1 protein-coding gene is annotated in these 18130 nt (G+C 46.5%); it reads right to left on the bottom strand.

What is annotated here, in order from left to right:
- Positions 1–2: 2 nt before the first annotated feature.
- On the bottom strand, positions 3–17849 hold the full coding sequence (locus ACN0S4_RS01380; RefSeq protein ID WP_417655956.1) for an amino acid adenylation domain-containing protein: 17847 nt from the start codon (positions 17847–17849) through the stop codon (positions 3–5).
- Positions 17850–18130 lie beyond the last annotated feature (281 nt).

The raw sequence follows: 18130 nt of genomic DNA, 5'->3' as shown, positions 1-18130 counted from the left end.
GGTTAAATCTCTCCGCTGTCAAAGCTAGTTTGCTGCAGCAACTGTTGATCAATGATCTGAGCTATAGCGGCTATGGTTTTAGCTCGAATAAAATCGCTGACGGTAAGTTGGCAATTAAAAGTAGAGCCAATTTGCTGACTCAGACTAATCGCCAGAATAGAGTCTCCACCGAGTTGATAAAAATCATCCTCTATTCCTGGGTCACGAACCCCAAGGCTTTGTTGCCAAAGTTGCGCTATTTTACGCTCAGTTTCTGTACTAGCTTTGACTGACCCTGTGACAAATTCAGCATCGGGTAAAGCGCTTCGATCAATCTTGCCACTGGCAGCCAACGGCATTTTCTCTAATAGAACCCATGCTTGAGGTTGCATGTAGTCTGGCAGCAAAGGCTTGAGGTGAGATTCCAGTGTTTTGCTGTCTGCTTGCTGGCGCGACAGATAATACGCCACGAGGAGCAGCTGCTCGTCCTGTTGACGCTGCATCACTAACACCTGTTCAACGGCTGGATGTTGCAGTATAGCGTGTTCAATTTCTGCCAATTCAACCCGATAGCCTCTAATTTTAACTTGCTGATCACGGCGACCCACGTAATACATCTGACCGTCAGTACCAAGGCGAACTAAATCGCCCGAGTGATACAAACGTTCAAAACCGGGCTCAGAACTGTAAGGGTTGCTTTTGAATTTTTCTGCAGTCAGTTCAATTTTACCCAGATAACCTCGTGCTAAGCCGATACCACTGAGACAAAGTTCAGCGATCGCCCCAGGTACTGCGGGTAAACCCCATTGATCGAGTAAGTAAGCCCGCATATTTTGCACCGGCCGGCCTATGGCAATGTTGTCGACGTCCAGCACTTGGCTTTGTGTGGCACAAACACTGGTTTCAGTGGGACCATATTGATTCCATAAAGTACAGGGTGGCATTTGCTGTAAGCCATCCAAAGATTCGCCACCAGTATAGAGCTGCTGCAGCTTGGTTTGCTCCAGTCCATGCAGATGCTTAATGACCGCAGTACTGATAAACGCTGTGATGATTTGATGCGTACAGAGGTAATCCACGAGTCCTGTTACGTCATTTTGCAGCGGTTGCGGGAGTACGTATAGGCAAGCACCGCTGGTTAAGACAGGGAAGATTTCAAAGACCGAAGCATCAAATACATAGTTAGAAAACTGCAACACTTTATCGCCGGGCTGATGCGCGAGTAACAATTGCTGAGACTGAGTAATATTTATCAGCCCTTGATGCTCTGTCATCACTGCTTTCGGTTGTCCTGTGGTGCCAGAAGTGTAAATCAAGTAAGCCAATTGGTTACTGCGTAAGGTCCAACTCGGTTTGTTTGCTGTGGTTGCTTCGGCTTCAGCCTGCATTTTTTGCAGATTCAGCATCATCGTTGGGCACGGACTGAGTGCACTGATCGATTGCTGAGTATCTGCATCGGTAAGCACCAATAACGCCTTGCTATCGCTGAGCATGAAAGCAGTGCGCTCCTCAGGAGCATCTGGTGCAATTGGCAGGTAAGCAGCACCTGCTTTCATCACCGCTAACATCGCAACAATCATAGCAGCAGATTTGTGCAGGCAGAGTGCAATCACGGCATCAGGATCGGGTCGTAATTGAGTAATGAGTTTAACAGCCAATTGATCACTCATTTGCTGTAATTGACGGTAGCTTAGATAGTCGCCCTCAAAGTAGATTGCCTTGTGTTCTGGATAGAGATCGACTGTTTTTTCAAACCACTGGATGACATCAGTTGCCGGTAAAGCTCGACTGGGTCCTTCTAGACACCATGACTCCGTGCTTGCTTGCTTGACGCACAGCTCTGAATGGGGTCTCAGCAAAGCTTCAGGTAGTTCTGTAAGCAATGAATTCAGTTGCGACAAGAGCTGGCTGGCACCTTGGTCCGATAAGTGGGTTGCGTCGTACTTCAGACCATAATGCAGACTATCGCCTTGCTGATACGCCACCAGTACCAGCGGATAATTCACTTTCTCGAACGCTTCACGATACTGATATTGAATGTCTTGTTGTTCTTCTGCCGATGGATAGTTTTCGAACACCACAATAGACTGGAACAACGAACCGCGACCACGCTGTAGGTCAGCCAAATCAGCAAAAGAAAAATGGTTCATGGAATTAATAGCTTTGCTGATCTGCTGCAACTGCTGCAGAACCGTATTGGAATTATCCCAGTTCACTAGCAGTGGTAAGGTGTTGATATAGAGTCCGACGCTTTCCTCTATCCCTTCGATAGGTAAAGCACGTCCGGAGACCGTAGTACCAGCTACGGTTTGTGGAGCAAAGGTATAACTCGTGATTAACTTGTGCCAGACAAATTGCAACAACGTGCTCAAAGTTACGCCGTGCTGTTGCGTCAATCCGGCAAAAGCGGACACGGAGGTTTGACAAAACACCTCGCCAGCCTCAGTGACTAAATGCTGTTCTGCCGCTTTTCTTGTGAAGGGCAGGTCAAAGAGTGGCGATAGATCATTGATTGTCGCCATCTCGGCCAGTTGTTGTTGCCAATACGCTTGGCAACTTTGCTGGTGATAATGGTAGTAACTTTGCGCCTGCAAGTAGCTTTGCTGATTAATCACAGAGGGTTTATTACCGCTCAATAGTGCCTGATAAAAACCATGTACAGTTTTCATTAGTTGTGGACCACTCCAACCATCCGAAATGGAATGGTGTTCACTGCGTAACAGACAGTAATGATCTTCAGAGAGTTTAATCAGATAAAGTCGCAATAGGCAGGGCTGTCGCAAGTCAAAGGCGCGTTTGCGATCTTGGTGTTGCAGTTCTTGTACCTGCTGCTCTGCATTATCCGACTGGCTATAGTCCAGTTCCACCAGTTCAACTTGGGCTGAGCTGTGAATCAACTGCACCGGATACTCAGTCCAGTCAAAAGCTGTTCTGAGGGCAGGGAAACGTTGTACGGCCAGTTGCCAAGCCTGACGGTATAAAGTCACATCAAGCTGTTGATGATAATCAATGACAAACTGCACTCGGTAGGCATCATCGTCTGGATGCATTAACGCATGAGACAAGAAGCCTTTTTGTAGGGACGTTGCAGAATAAATGGCATCCAGTTGATGTTGCTTCATCAGTTGGTCATAGTATTCGAGCGTCAGCGGCACGCCAAAATCTGCTGGCGTTTTTTCTTTGGAACCAGCGGCTGGTAACGCCACACAATGTTCAGTTAAAGCCGTTATTTGCTGTTCAAATAGAGAGATAAACTGGTTGCTCTGTGCAGTGCATAGAGTACTACTAACATCAAAGAATAACCGGCCGTGTTCGACAGCACCGTTGATATCCAGCAACCAAGATTGCTGATTGCTCGGTGCAACACCACACGACAGCTCATCCAATTGAATCACCCATTCGTCTGAGTCATCCGCGTTTAAGACACCGAGGTAATTAAATTGGATAGCAGGTAAATGGAGCTGTAGTTGTTCGGCAAACGCGCCAAAACCTAAGCCTTTATTTGGGACCTGGCGCAGTTGTTGTTTGATCTGGCGAATAGCCAGAGCTGGCTCGTCTGCTACTTGTAAATTGACTGGATATTGGCTGGTAAACCAGCCGATGCTGTGGCTTAAATCCAATAGATTGTCTTGTGGCTGGCGGCCATGCCCTTCCAAGCTGACAGAGACAGCCGGTAATCCAAAGAGTTGCTGCAAAGCTCTGGCAAGGGCGGTGAGTAGTAAGTCATTAATCTCAGTGTCATAGGACTTGTTGGCTTGTTTTAGTAATTGCTTTGTCAGCTCTACTGAAAATTCAATACGCTGGTGATGTTGATCAGTGTCAGACTTTGCAGTAACTAGGGCGGTGTAATCGACCTGTTGTTTTGAGATGTTTTGCCAGTAGTTGAGTTCGTCAGCCAAGACAGCAGGATAGGATTCTACATAACTTACCCATTGCTGGTAGCTGCTGGTGCTTGGTGCGACAGGTTTGCCACGATACAACGCATACAAGTCTTCTAATACGATACGCCAAGACACAACATCAATGAGTAAATGGTGACAATAGACAAAAATCCTACCGCGGTCCTCAGCATCGGTCAGATATGCCAGGCCATACAAAGGACCCGTTTCAATATTCAGACTTTGTTGCAGCTTGTTTAATTGCTGGGTTAATTGTTTTTTATCGATGCTTTGAGTGTCGATCACGGTCACTGTTGTGACCGGCTGCGCACTATAGCTATGTTGCCACTGACCTTGGTCACGAACAAAAACACAACGCAGAATATCGTGACACTGAATCAATGCTGTCCAGGCCTGCTGCAGTTGTTGAAGTTCAAGCTGGGGGACGGCAATAAAAAAACTCTGATTCCAATGATTGGGTTGCTGAATTTGGCCCTGCTCAAGTTGTTTGAAAAAATCCCGTTGAATGGGTAGCAAACCAAACTGACCTTGCGCCAAACCGGGTTGTACTGCAGCTCGCTTTGTTGTGACTGACTGCAAAAATCTGGCTAATGCGCGCACCGTGCGGTGTTCAAACAGATCTTTCACCGACACATTCAGACCGGCTTTGCGCAAACGAGAGACCAATTGAATGGACAAGATAGAGTCGCCACCGCTGCGGAAGAAGTCGTCGTGGACACCCAATTGCTCAACTGCAAGCAGTGGTTGCCAGATATTGAGTAATTGCAGCTCCAGAGGATCTTCGGCCTGCTCGAATTGCTGTTGTTGGATCTCAGGATCGGGCAACTGTTTATGATCCAGCTTGCCGTTATTGGTTAGGGGTAGGGCAGGTATCCACTGATAATAAGCAGGTTGCATATAATCGGGTAAGAACCCAGCGACTGTATCCCGCAGAAGATCTTCCTCGAGCTTTTCGGCAGCAACATAATAAGCCACCAGCGCCTGTTGTTGACCAACCTGCTTCAACATCACAACAGCCTGCTGAACCTGTTCCAGTTGCTCGACTGCGGCTTCGACTTCACCACACTCGATACGATAACCTCTTAGCTTCACCTGATTATCATTGCGTGCCAAATACTCCAATTCACCACTTGGCAACCAGCGCACGGTGTCGCCGGTGCGATAAAAACGTTGATATTCAGGGTTCGAGTCAAATGGATTGGCAAGAAAACGCTCGGCTGTTAGCTCTGGTCGGTTCAAATAGCCTGAAGCCACGCCAAATCCCGCAATATAGAGCTCTCCCCATACTCCCACGGGTACAGGTCTTTGCTCGGTATCCAACACGTAAAGTCGGTAATTTGCATAGGCGCGACCAATACCCTGATCCACTGTCACATTCGCCAGACAAGCTCCCACGGTCGTTTCTGTTGGGCCGTATTCGTCAAAAAGCTGATCACAGTGTTGCAACAGCAGTGCTTTTTGCTGAGGTTTAAGTTTCTCACCGCCAACCATTAAGCAATTTAAGTGGATGTGCTGTTCATCCAAAAACACTTGTTCTGCCAGACTAGGTACCATTTTGGCAAAAGTGATTCGTTCTGAAAGTAAATGCTTGCGGAACGCATCTAGGTCTTTGAGGGTGTCCGTGTAAATCGCAATCTCGCAGCCGAGCATCAAAGGCGCTAGGGTGGTTGTCACGCTCAGGTCAAATGCCATGCTGGACGAAAAATCGACAACAGAACCTTTGGTCAAACTGCTGTTGGCTACATTGCTAATGTAATTGGCTACCGAACGTTGTGAAATCAAAACGCCTTTAGGTAAGCCCGTAGTGCCGGACGTGTAAATAATGTAAGCCGGATCTTGCGGCGATTGCTTAAGCACAAGAGGTTTAGCAGTTCCGCTTGATAGCTCTAACTGGGCTATATCTAATACCGGTAGGTGATGCGGAATGAGATTCCGCAGGGCTTGGCTACTGATGACCAAATCGGCCTGACTATCTTCCAGCATAAATGCAATGCGGTCTTCAGGAACACTGCTGTCAATGGGTAGATAGGCTGCGCCGAGTTTTATACTGGCTAGCAATGAAATGAATAATTCAATGGAACGGTCGAGCACCAGAGCTATTACAGGTCGCTCCGACAAATATTGCTGCTGTTGGATATATTCAGCTAATTGATCTGATAGTTGATCCAAGCGTTTATAACTAAGCTTTTCACCTTTGCAACTTATGGCTGCGGCCGTGTTGTGCGTGTCCACTGAATGACGCCAGTAATCCGCTAAATGGTTGAATTCTAGCTCTTGCTGATGTTGATTGTTCTCATACAGCAGCCACTGTCGTTGGGTCTCACTGATGACCTCAAAACTGCTCAGCTGCGCATCCGGCTGCTGCAACACTTGTAGCAGTATGCTCTGGAAAGATTCCGCCAGTTGAGCGATAAAATCAGGACTAAATAAGGAGCTGGCGTAATTTAGATCCAGCGTAAGATGATGCTGGTGTTCAGTGACAAAACAGGTTAAATCATGTTTAGCCACCGGATAGAGCTGATCCACGCTTTGCAGCTCACACCATTGCTGTTGAGTTTGACCAAAACCCTGGACTGAAAACATCACCTGAAAAATAGGGTGTCGACTACTATCTCTTTCAACCTGCATTCTGTCGACTATCAGCTCAAAAGGCACATCTTGATGGCCCTGAGCCGCGACTAGCCCTTGATGCACAGCCATAGCAAAAGCATGGAAAGGCTGTTCTGGATTGATGCGGTTGCGCACTGCCAAGGCGTTCACGAAAAAGCCCATCAGGGCTTCTGTACCTTGATAATGCCGGTTGGCAGCGGGGCAACCGACGACGATGTCATGTTGATTGCAGTACTTAGACAGCAATAGATTAAAGGCAGCTAACAGCAGGCTGTTTAATGTAATTTGTTGTTGTCTGGCCAGCTTTCTCAACTGCAGGCTCAAATCATTGGTAAGCGTTAGCTGTAAGTTCTGACCTTTATAATCAAAAGCTTTTGGCCGTGAGTTTGACTCAGGCAATTGTAGCGGCTCAAACCCTTGCAGTTTTTGTTGCCAATAATCCAATTGACGCTCTAACTCATTTTTCGCTAAGAATTGGCGTTGCCAGATGGCAAAGTCGGTGTATTGCACCGGCAGTTCAGGTAATTGCAATGGCTGTTCCGACACATAATGTTGCTGGTACCTAGTCAATTCATTGAGTAGCAAATCCACACTCCAACCATCAAAAGCAATATGGTGGATAACCAGTAATAGGTAATGGTCCTGTTCTGTATCAATTAGGCTGGCGCGGATAGGCAACTGTTGGGTCAAATCAAACGGTCTATTGATTTGTTCCTGCAGAAGCTGATCAAACTGTAAGGAAGCGCAATGATGTTGCTCGATGCTAAGATCACTTGCGTTCTTGAGCAGTAACTCTGTCGTGTCATCCAACTGTTGATAAACACTACGTAACACCTGATGGCGCTCCAGTATGGCGTGTAGTGCAGTGGGTAACCATGCAGCGTCACTGCCCTTTAATTTGAGCAAGAGTGGAATATGATAGGCACTAGAGTCTTGTTCATACTGCTGCAAAAACCACAGCCTATTTTGTGCAAAAGACAGCGGTTTTTTTGCTTCAGTAGCTGGCTCGATGAGAACGGCTTGTTTACTTAGGCCATGCTCAGTGAGCTGGGCTATGGTTTTATGTCTGAACAAGCTGGCCAAACTCACTTCACGTTGTAGCACTGTCGATATTCTGTGGCTTAGTGAAATGGCTAATATGGAGTTGCCGCCCAGTTGGAAGAAGTCGTCCTGCACGCCCACTCGAGTTATGCCCAGAATATCTTGCCAAATCAGGCATAAGGCCTGTTCTAGCTCATTTCTTGGTGCGACATAATTACGTTGGTCCTGTTCAGGCTCTGGTAAGGCGTTGCGATCCAGCTTGCCATTCGGGGTGAGTGGCAACGCCTCTAACTGCACCAGCATATTAGGCAGCATAAAAGCCGGTAATTTTTGTTCTAAGTAAGCGCGTAGTTCCTTGGTGTCTAGCGGTATTAATGGTTCGCGCACTGCATATGCCAGTGGTCTTGGCCGAGCACTAATCAATTGCGAGCTGACGGGTTGTGCGTTTAATGGCGCTGACCTTGCTTGATCAATGCGATAGAAGATCAGCGTTAATAAGGCCGGATCGTCAGGTTGAACACTGGCTTTGAAGTGGTAGCCATAGGTGTTCGCAAGATCAACCAATTGCTGGTAACTTAGCAGTTGGTTAGCAGCCAGTTTGCTGGGTAAATTATGAAATTCGATATAGTTTTGATAAACACGGCTATTCGGGTAGTTGCGGATCACAAAACTGGTTAAGTTTTGTTGGCAGCATTGCTCAACAGCAACGTCGGCAGAAAAGTGAAACTCGGTTTCGACTTTAGCCAGTGCTTGTGGCTCAGAGCACGCACTGCAATCCAAAATCACGTCATAGCGGTAATTCAGCATTTCATTGCTGTAGCGGCCGGCCTTGATCAGCAGATCGATAGGCAAGTGAGTCTTACCCCAGCCATTATTCTCTTTAAATTTTTGAGCAAAGCTCAGGAAAAAGTCGGGGCATACTAACAGTTCTTTGTCCTGCGCTCTGGCTTGTTTGGTTGCATCCACCAAGGTCTTGAAAGGCGCTTCAGGTTGCAGGTACTTTTGGATATCGTAATGCATAATATCCAGCAAGCGAGCATCTCTGATATCACCGATAAATAGCTGACCCTGCCCGTTTAATAGGGTCATAGCTTGCTGACAAACATCCAACAGATACTCACAAGACGGGAAATATTGGATGACAGAGTTGATAATAATTAAATCTGGCTGATAGTCTCCGACCGTCTGCAGTATCGAAGCGGCATCACATAAGGCGAACTGAGTTTTATGTTCGACCTCGAGTACAGTAGCACCAAACTTCAATTTGGCGACGGCCTCAGCTGAAAAGTCTGTGGCAAAGTAATGGTCGCAGTGCGGCAACAACGGATAAAACAATAAACCAGCGCCGCTGCCTATTTCCAGTATACGTTTGGGCTTGAGGTGTAAAATACGTTCGATGGTTTCGTCGCGCCATTCCAGCATGCTTTCAAGGTCAATAGGTTGCCCGTCAAAGGAGCTATTCCAGCCGTCGAAATCAGCCGGATTAAAGTCTTCAGCTGACTTTTTACCGTATTCGCTGTCGTAGATTTTATTCCAGTCTGACACCAGTGATACATCATCAGACTGGCCTAAAGACTGAGAAGTAAAATAGGCAGCAATATAGCGTTGTCCCTCGCGCTCACGGATCACAGCTGTGGCTTGTTTTACAGCAGGGAATTCGGTCAGTACGGCTTCAATTTCAGCAAGTTCTACTCGGTTACCCCTTATTTTAACCTGATGATCAACTCGGCCGAGATAATCCAGGTCACCATTGAGAAGTCTGCGAACACTGTCCCCAGTGCGATACAACCGTTGGTGCGTCGAGCCCAGATCTTTGCCATAGGGATTGGCAATAAAACGCTGGTTGCTCAACTCAGTTTGATGCAGATATCCAGCCGCTACACCGGCACCAGAGACATAAAGTTCGCCTGGGACACCGCACGGCACAGGTTGTAACTGAGCGTCGAGGACATAACATTTCAGGTTAGCGAGTGGTTTGCCAATGGTGGTCGCTAAATCACCGTCCTGGTAATTATGTAAGCTTGTGCAAACGGTCGTTTCAGTCGGGCCATAAGCGTTGATCAGACGACGGCCTTTGGACCAGCGTTGCATGGTCGCTAACGGCGTGGCTTCACCGGCAACGATCAATAGTCGCAGTTTCGGGAGCAGAGCTGCGTTCATGACATTTAACAATGCCGGAGGCAAGGTGGCGACACTGATCTGCTCTTGTTCCAGCAGACTTAATAAAGCGCCAACATTTTCTTTGTACGAATTCGGGCAAATAACGAGCGTGCTACCTTGTAACAAGGTGGCGAAAATCTCCCACGTGGCAGCATCAAAACTAAAGGATGCAAATTGCAGCACTTTATCTTCTGGCACCATGTTTAACAGGTGGTGTTGTGCGCCGGCCAGATTGACTACAGCAGCTTGTGGAATCATCACCCCTTTGGGTTTGCCTGTTGTCCCTGAGGTGTAGATCACGTTTGCTAGGCGGTCTTGATTTTCGGGTAATGGCGGATTGTTCTCTGCTGCTGTCAGATACTGCTGCTCATCAATGCAGTGGACAGTTAAATCAAGCTCTGCTAACGGGTTGCTGGCAGTAAGTAAATGGCGTTGAGTTAACACGAACTGTGTTTTCGAGTCCTGCAGCATATAACGTATACGTTGCGGTGGGTACGCCGGGTCGACTGGGATATAAGCAGCACCTGCTTTTAACACCGCTAGTATGGCAACCAACATTTCGGTAGAGCGCTCCATCATTATTGCAATGAGTGGAGTTGATTGGCTGGCAGTGACAGCGGGTAACTTTTCCAGCAGCTGGTGGGCCAGTTGGTTGGATTCTATGTCTAATTGGTGATAGCTGAGGCTACGGTTTGGATCCGATACGGCAGTGCGCGCGGCATGTTGCTCTGCTGATTCATACCACCACTGCACCAAGTCCTGCTGAGCAACTGGACCGTCGGTTTGATTGTGTTCGACCAGCACCTGCTTTTGATGTGCCACAGTTAAACGCTGATTGATGTGATGTTGTTTGGCGAGTTGTTGCAGATAATGTAAATAATGCTCTTTCAACAGTTCTAAATAAGACTGGTCGATAAACGAGCTGTGACCTTGAAAAGCAATGTCGAAACTGTCGCCCTGACGACTTACTACGAGTGCCAACGGAATATTAGTAATAGCTAACACATCCAACAGTTCAGAGCCGGATTTTTCTAAGGTGGCATGTTTTTGATAAAAATGGATGTAATTAAAAGCTGCCTGATAAATATCTTGCTGCAGCGCTAAATCCGCTTTGATTTTACCGTAGGGATATATTTTGTGCCGCAGTAGTTGCAGCCGTTGCTGATGGGTCTCTTTCAGTAAATTAGCGCTATCCGTCAGTTGCATGCGAAGCGGTATAGTATTGAGATGCAGACCGAATTGCTGGTCGCCACCTTCCAACTCTAGCCGGTTATTGACGACCAGTCCGACAGTAACATCATCCTGATTGAAAAATACACTGAGTAGGTAGAGATATGCGGATAAATAGACGGTATCTACCGAAACAGACTGTTGGAAAGCGAGTTGCGACAATGCCTGACTCAGCTCCGCGTCTAAAGTTAGAGTAGACTCCAGCAGCAAGGGACTATCGACCTCTTGTTGCCGCTCGGTGAACTGCACTGTGGGCATGCTATAATCCGCTAGGTATTCCTGCCAGAAACGGCTATGCGTCTGATCTTTAAGTGCTTCCACCTCTTGCTTTACATAATGGGCAAACAGTAAGTCATGGTCTTTTTGAATGGATTGATGATTTATATAAGCTTGAATAAACTCGCTGAGCAATGAGGCCACACTCCAACCATCTTCAATAGAGTGATGGGAGGTAAACAGTAATTGAAAAGCATCGGGCTCACGGACGATCGCCAAACGGAATAAACCTGCATTGTCGATCGGCAACGGCGTTGCTAGCTCTTGCTGATAAGCCTCAGCATACTTGTCATAAAAGACAATTTTATCTTCACAGGACACAACAGTGTGGATCAGGGTCAGATAACCCAGGCCATCCTGTTTTAGGTAGCTAGCTCGCAACAACTCATGTTTTTGGATGAGCTGCTGCCAAATTTGGACAAAAGTTTGCATCTCAAAAGCAGCAGGGATGTGGTTCACTTCGATATTGTGATAAACCTGCTGATTCTTATCAGATTCAACGAACATGCCCTGTTGTAACCAGGTTGCGGGGTAGGCATCCTCCAGTGAGGCAAGGTCGACACTCAGTTGGTTTAGTAGCGCGGGTTCTACCAGCTCAAACGCTTCATAAGTGGCTTGATCTGCACTGTACTTGCCCGCGTTTCTGAATAACGCTGCTAGGGTTCGGTGCTCAAAAATATCCCGAACTGAAATATCCAAACGAAGATCTTTGAGTCGGGCTACTACCCGAATACTGTTGATGGAGTCGCCACCAATCTGGAAAAAGTCATCTTGCATTCCCACTTTTTCAACACCTAATACCTCTTGCCAAATCAGGCAGGCTTGCTGTTCCTGTTCATTTTGTGGCGCGATGTAATTTTGTGAGCTGAAATCCGGTTGCGGTAGAGCTTTTTTGTCCAGCTTGCCATTAACGGTTAACTTGAATTCTGTAACATGGATAAAATGCACAGGCACCATATGAGGGGGCAATTGACTGGCTAAAGCGGTCGATAGCTTATTGTGGTCCAGCACTGAATCGGCCAAATAATAAGCCACCAACACCTTGCTATTCAGGGTATCCTTGGTAAGCACCAACGATTGGCGGACCGTCGGATAGGCAGATAAAGCAGACTCAATTTCACCGAGTTCAATGCGATAGCCACGAATCTTTACCTGACTGTCCATGCGGCCTATATAGTCTAACTCGCCTTGCACGGTCAGGCACACTAAATCACCGCTTCTATACAAAACTTCATGACCTGGCCGTGCATAGGGGTTCGGGATAAAGCGCTCTTTGTTCAATTCAGGTCGGTTCAGATAACCACGTGCTAAGCCTGGACCACTAACATATAGTTCAGCGGTTACCCCCATGGGTACAGGCTCTAAATACTCATCCAGTACATAAACTTGCAAATCGCTCAGTGGTTTGCCGATTGTCGATTGGTCACTGATGTCACGTTGTTGGATCGCCTTGTAGGTAACATGCACCGTAGTTTCTGTAATGCCATACATGTTGACCAAGAGCGGCTGTTGGTCTCCGTAGTAATCAAACCACGCGCTTAGTTGGTTCAAGTTGAGCGCTTCGCCACCAAAAATCACATAACGTAACGATTTAATGCGGGGCAACAGCAAAGCTCGGTCACCAAAATTATAAAAAGCAGAAGGTGTTTGGTTCAGCACCGTGAGTTGTTGCTGCTGGCATAAAGCGACAAAAGCTTCGGTGTCTTGTGCTTCTTCTTTGGTCGGCACAAACAGCCGCCCGCCATAAGCAAATGCGCCCCAGATCTCCCATACACTGAAATCAAAGACGTAGGAATGAAACAAACACCAGACATCTTGGTGGTTAAACTGGTAATTAGCCTCCGTAGAGTTCAATAAACGGCAGACATTATGATGCTCCAATAACACTCCTTTGGGCTTACCCGTACTGCCCGAAGTGTAAATTACATAAGCCAGTTGACGCGCATCTATACTGACTTCAGGTGCGGTGGTGCTGTGTTCTTGCCCAATATTTTCATCCAAAAACAGAGTATTGCCAGAAAATTCACCGCTTAACTCAGAGTAGTCTCGATGGGTCAATAATAGGGCTGCTTGCGTGTCTTGCAGAATAAAATTGACTCTGTCTTCGGGGTAGCTGATGTCTATTGGCACATAAGCTGCACCTGCTTTTAAAACCGCCAATATTGCCAGCACAGTATCGAGCGATCGTGGCAGCAACAAAGCAATGAGCGTATCGGCCTCGACATCAATCCGTTGTCGGATCAAATGAGCCAGTTGATTGGCCTTGTTATCGAGTTGTCGATAAGTCCAGGCTTCTGTACCAAAGTTAAGGGCGACGTTGTCCGGAAACTGTTGCACAGAACGCTCAAACATCTGTACTAGAGTTTGGTTCTGTTGATCGCTCTGCTTGTCTTGCAAAACCTGAGTTGGATGCAACAACTGATGGATCTGCTGTGTTGGCATCACCCGCAATTGGCGGATCTTGATTTCAGAATGTTGCAGACATTGTTCTGTCAGTAACTGCAAGGCTGTGATGAGTTGCTGCGCTTGAGTTTCGGTGTACATTCCGCTGCGATATTCGAGTCGCAATAGCAGTTGCCGCTGGTGGTCAAATTCAAAGTAGAGGGGATATTTAACGCTATGTGGCAAGGTTTCATTTTGCGTGACCTGCCAAAGCAGCTGTACTTTGGACTTGGGCTCCAAAGTCATATAAATGCCGGGTAGCTTATCGTCTAATGTATTCTCATGCCGCAACGCTTCAAGCAATTGTTGGTAAGGAATAATTTGGTCCAGATCTTGCTGGATATCGGCAAACCGCTGCTTTACCAAATCAATAAAAGGTCCGGTTGCGTCGATTTGACAATTACTGATGTCATTGGCGAGAAAATTGCCGTACACAGCTTCTGCATCGGGTCCACGCAATGATTTTACGCCACCAATACTCATTTGCTGCTGCCCTGAAAATTTCCAGACTAGAACCGCGATCAAGCTCTGCAACACAGCATATAGACTGACATTATGCTGACGGGCAAACATCTCCAATTGTTTGGTTTGAGCCTCACTGAAATGGGTACAGAGATAGTTGCCCCGACAGTCCACAGAAGGGCGGCTATTGAATAAATCGACTCGCTGCATGCCTTGAATCAGTGCTGACAGATCTGACCTTGGTAAAGGGCGTGAAATCGTTGCCGGGTATGGCGCTAACGTGGAATTGCCATCTTTGAGCAACGCATATAACTGTGGCACAAAGAGGTTATACATAGCGTCACCATCACTGATGAGATGATGATGAATAAAGGCCAACTTCGCCGGCTTGTGATCGCGATAATACAACACAAACCTGTATAGAGGTCCTCGAAGTAAAGGGAAAGGCAAATTGACCCAGTGCTTTAAGCTGGCTTTGTATTTTTGGTCAAATTCGGCGCTTGAAAAATACTCGGTGTGGATCTCTGGGCCTTGTTCCAGTAATGCAGTCACAGCAAAATTCTGATAGTCCTCCAGAACTTTCATTCGCATCGAAGCATGATGATTGATAAACCGCATCAAAGCATGACTTAGTTGCTGCTCCATGAAGTTCATACCGTGAAAATCGATAGTAATGTTTTCGTTGTATAGCACTGGGCTAGTGATGAACTGATGATTCAGGATCAGTCGCTGCATTTCATTCAGTTCTGTACTGTCTGACGCGATAAGCTGCTGATTTTGTTGATGCAAAGGCAGGAGTTGAGACGCCAGTTTTCGTACTGTGCTGTGCTGATACAGTAATTTAGTGCTGCAATCGAGTTGCTGTTGTTGTAATAACAAGGCCACCCGCATGGCCGTCAGTGAGTCACCGCCGACTTGGAAAAAATCATCGGTGACACCAAACTGATCTGATCCTAAAACTTGTTGCCACAAGTTTAAAATCAGCTGTTCAAGCTGATTTTTTGGTACGGCACCGACCTGCTGCAGCCATTCAGATTCGGGCAAACGTTGCCTGTCAATTTTGCCGTTGGTGGTTAACGGGAAAGACTGCAAACCGACAAAATAATGCGGCAGCATGTAGCTCGGTAAGCGTTCAGCCAGTTGCGCTTTTAAACGTTTCTCATCAATTGGGGCGAGCGCCTGATAATAGGCGACCAAACGCTTTAATTCATTGCGTTCTTTAACCAGCACTAAAGACTGACCAATTTCTTCGATAGTGGATAATGCGGCTTCTATCTCACCAAGCTCCACCCTAAAGCCATGGATCTTAACCTGAAAATCATTGCGGCCTAAATACTTCAGACTGCCTTGCGCAGTATGCTTCACCAGATCACCGGTCTTATAGAGTCGGTCAAATCCTTGCTGGTGCTCAGCAGCAGTAGCAAAGGGATTGGCAATAAAGCAAGCTTCTGTTTGCTCTGCTTTGTTCAAATAACCACGGGCTAGGCCTATGCCAGATACATATAATTCTCCGATCTCTTCGTCCGAAACAGCTTGCATTGCGTCATCGAGAACATAGGAGCGCATATTGGGTAACGCATAGCCAATATCGTTGACATCTGCGGAGTCCACTCGTTTGCCGGTAACATAAATGCTGGCTTCAGTTGGCCCATAGTAGTTGTACAAGGCAAAGCGTTCGGCGAAATAACTGCCGACTGTTTGATCACAAGGTTCGCCCGCGAAAATAATGCAATGTAATGCCGGATAGTTGATTCTGGGAACTATCGCCAATATAGCAGGGGGCAAGTAAACCAGGTTGATTCGATTTTGGTTCAAATAGAGAGACAAGTTGTGGGCATCTTGTCGGATATCGTTTTGCAGCAAATGCAATTCGTTACCGTAAAGTAAAGTCGCAAAGATTTCGGACACTGAAACGTCAAATACAAAGTTGGTAAAAGCTGCAATTCGATAACCAGGTACGCCATAGAGGTGTTTTAGGGCATGGATGGTATTTAGCGCACTACGATGCTCAATCATTACCCCTTTAGGCTCCCCTGTCGTGCCAGAGGTATAAAGAATATAAGCCAAGCTCGTTGCTGATTGCGGCGGAGCGTCTACTTCATCTTGATGGGTTGGTGTTTGCTGCAACAAGTCCTCAATGCACAACAAACTCGCTGCGCTGGCTGGGCACTTATGCTGCACGCTGTATTGACTGATCAGTATGGGGGCTTGGCAATCCTTGAGTATGTAGTCAATCCGTGGCTCTGGGAAGTCGGGATCTACGGGGACATAACAGCCACTACTTTTCAGTATGGCAAGCATCGCAACAACTCCATACCAGCTCCGCTCGAGCATAATAGCCACAGGCGTTTCCTGCGGCATGGAGCGTTTGTAGGTAGTGAAATAATGCTGACGAATCAGCTTCGCCAATTGATCAGTAATTTCGTCAAGCTGTTGATAACTTATTAGTTTATCGCCGTCGACCAAAGCAGTTGTGTCAGGATATAAGGAGGCGGTGTGCTGAAACATCTGATGGATGCAGAGTGAAGTAGCTGGAACACTGTCTTGCAGTTGAAGTTGCAAAGCATCCAGATAACGAGCCATATTTTGTTGTAGCCAGAGTGCCTCTGCATCTGACAAATGCTGATTGTTAAAGGTTAATCTGAACAACCATTCTTGATTATCGTTACGGTCAAACTGCAATGAGACATCATAGTCATCCGCTGTATTCCAAGGCATGGGTAACGGAGTGATGTCTAGGTCGTCAGCACTTAACGCTACTTCCAGCAATGGCGCCTCAGCAAAATCAAGATTTAAACACCGGTTGGTGCCGGTTAACTGCTGTTGATCGTGAATAATGTCGTAAAAGCTTAAAGCGCTGTGCTGTTGGGCGTTGCGGTATTGACTACCTAACGATTGGACCAACTGCGAGATTGAGCCAATGCGCATGTCACAGCACAAGGGCAAAGCACTTAAATGTGATGGACCATCACCAAGGTTTAGCTTGCGTGCCGACAACACCAGCTTGGACTGTCCAATTAATAGAGCCAGACTGGTGGAGTAGGCGGCTGCCAGCAATTGATAACTATCCAGTTGCAGTTGTTCGGCTATGTTATTGGCTAGGGTGACACGCTCAGAATCCCATAAAAACGTATGTGAATGGTAACGTGCAGTGGCGACTTTTTTGACCGGCAGCGGTGTAAAGAGATCCATACCGCTGAGCTGCTCACGCCAGTAGGAGCGAGCGGACTCAACTTGATGGCTATCATTGTAGACCTCTGCAGGTAAAGACTCCGCAGGCTGCTCTAAATTGACTACATACTCTTCATCTGTACTGTAACTCCATATCTGTCGTATCAACTGTTCGGCCAGGCCGTTATTGATTTCCAGATGAAAGGTATTGATTACAAAATAGTAACGGGAAGCAGAATGTTCAATCAGAAACAAATGAGGTTGAGCAGCTGAAGACAGATCATAAGGGCGGTTTACCAATTGTTTGATGAAATCGTAAATACAAGAATTGTGGTCGTCGAAAGCAAGCAACTGAACGTAGCTTTCTGCTGTGATTTCGGACTGTTCAGTGCGATAAGCGTAGTCGATACTAAGACGGTCATTAATATTTTGTTGAAGATAGCGGTAGCAGGCTTGTAAAAACTGCTCTACATTAAGTGGACCGGAAATCTCAAAAACGAGTGACGCATTATTTCGCTGTTCAATGGGATTCACAAACCATTGAAAAAGCAATTCCTCATTACTACTGGTCAAAGCCATGTGATGTCTTCCCGTTAATCGAACTAGATCAAATGACCCATGCCATGGTTGTCAGGGATAAAAAAGCTTTTTTTATAATATTTGTTTAGCTAAATGCTAACTTTTATTTTGATGATTATTAAGTTTATTCTCACTATCACAAAAGCTAACATTTTTTGTTTGTGGCACAAAGTAGAGATAGAAAGATATTTCTTATTATTCGCAATTTTTATGAACAGATTGTAGTTATTGACCAGTATTTAAATATAAAACTAACAAATAAATATGACGCATGGCGCAAA

The organism is Pseudidiomarina aestuarii (genome assembly GCF_048263735.1).
Classification (GTDB): domain Bacteria; phylum Pseudomonadota; class Gammaproteobacteria; order Enterobacterales; family Alteromonadaceae; genus Pseudidiomarina; species Pseudidiomarina aestuarii_B.
This window is presented reverse-complemented; position numbering and strand designations above follow the sequence as displayed.

What these genes read in the sequence shown, in the direction of transcription:
- ACN0S4_RS01380 (WP_417655956.1), bottom strand. Translation starts at nt 17,849, where the DNA reads ATGGCTTTGACCAGTAGTAATGAGGAATTGCTTTTTCAATGGTTTGTG.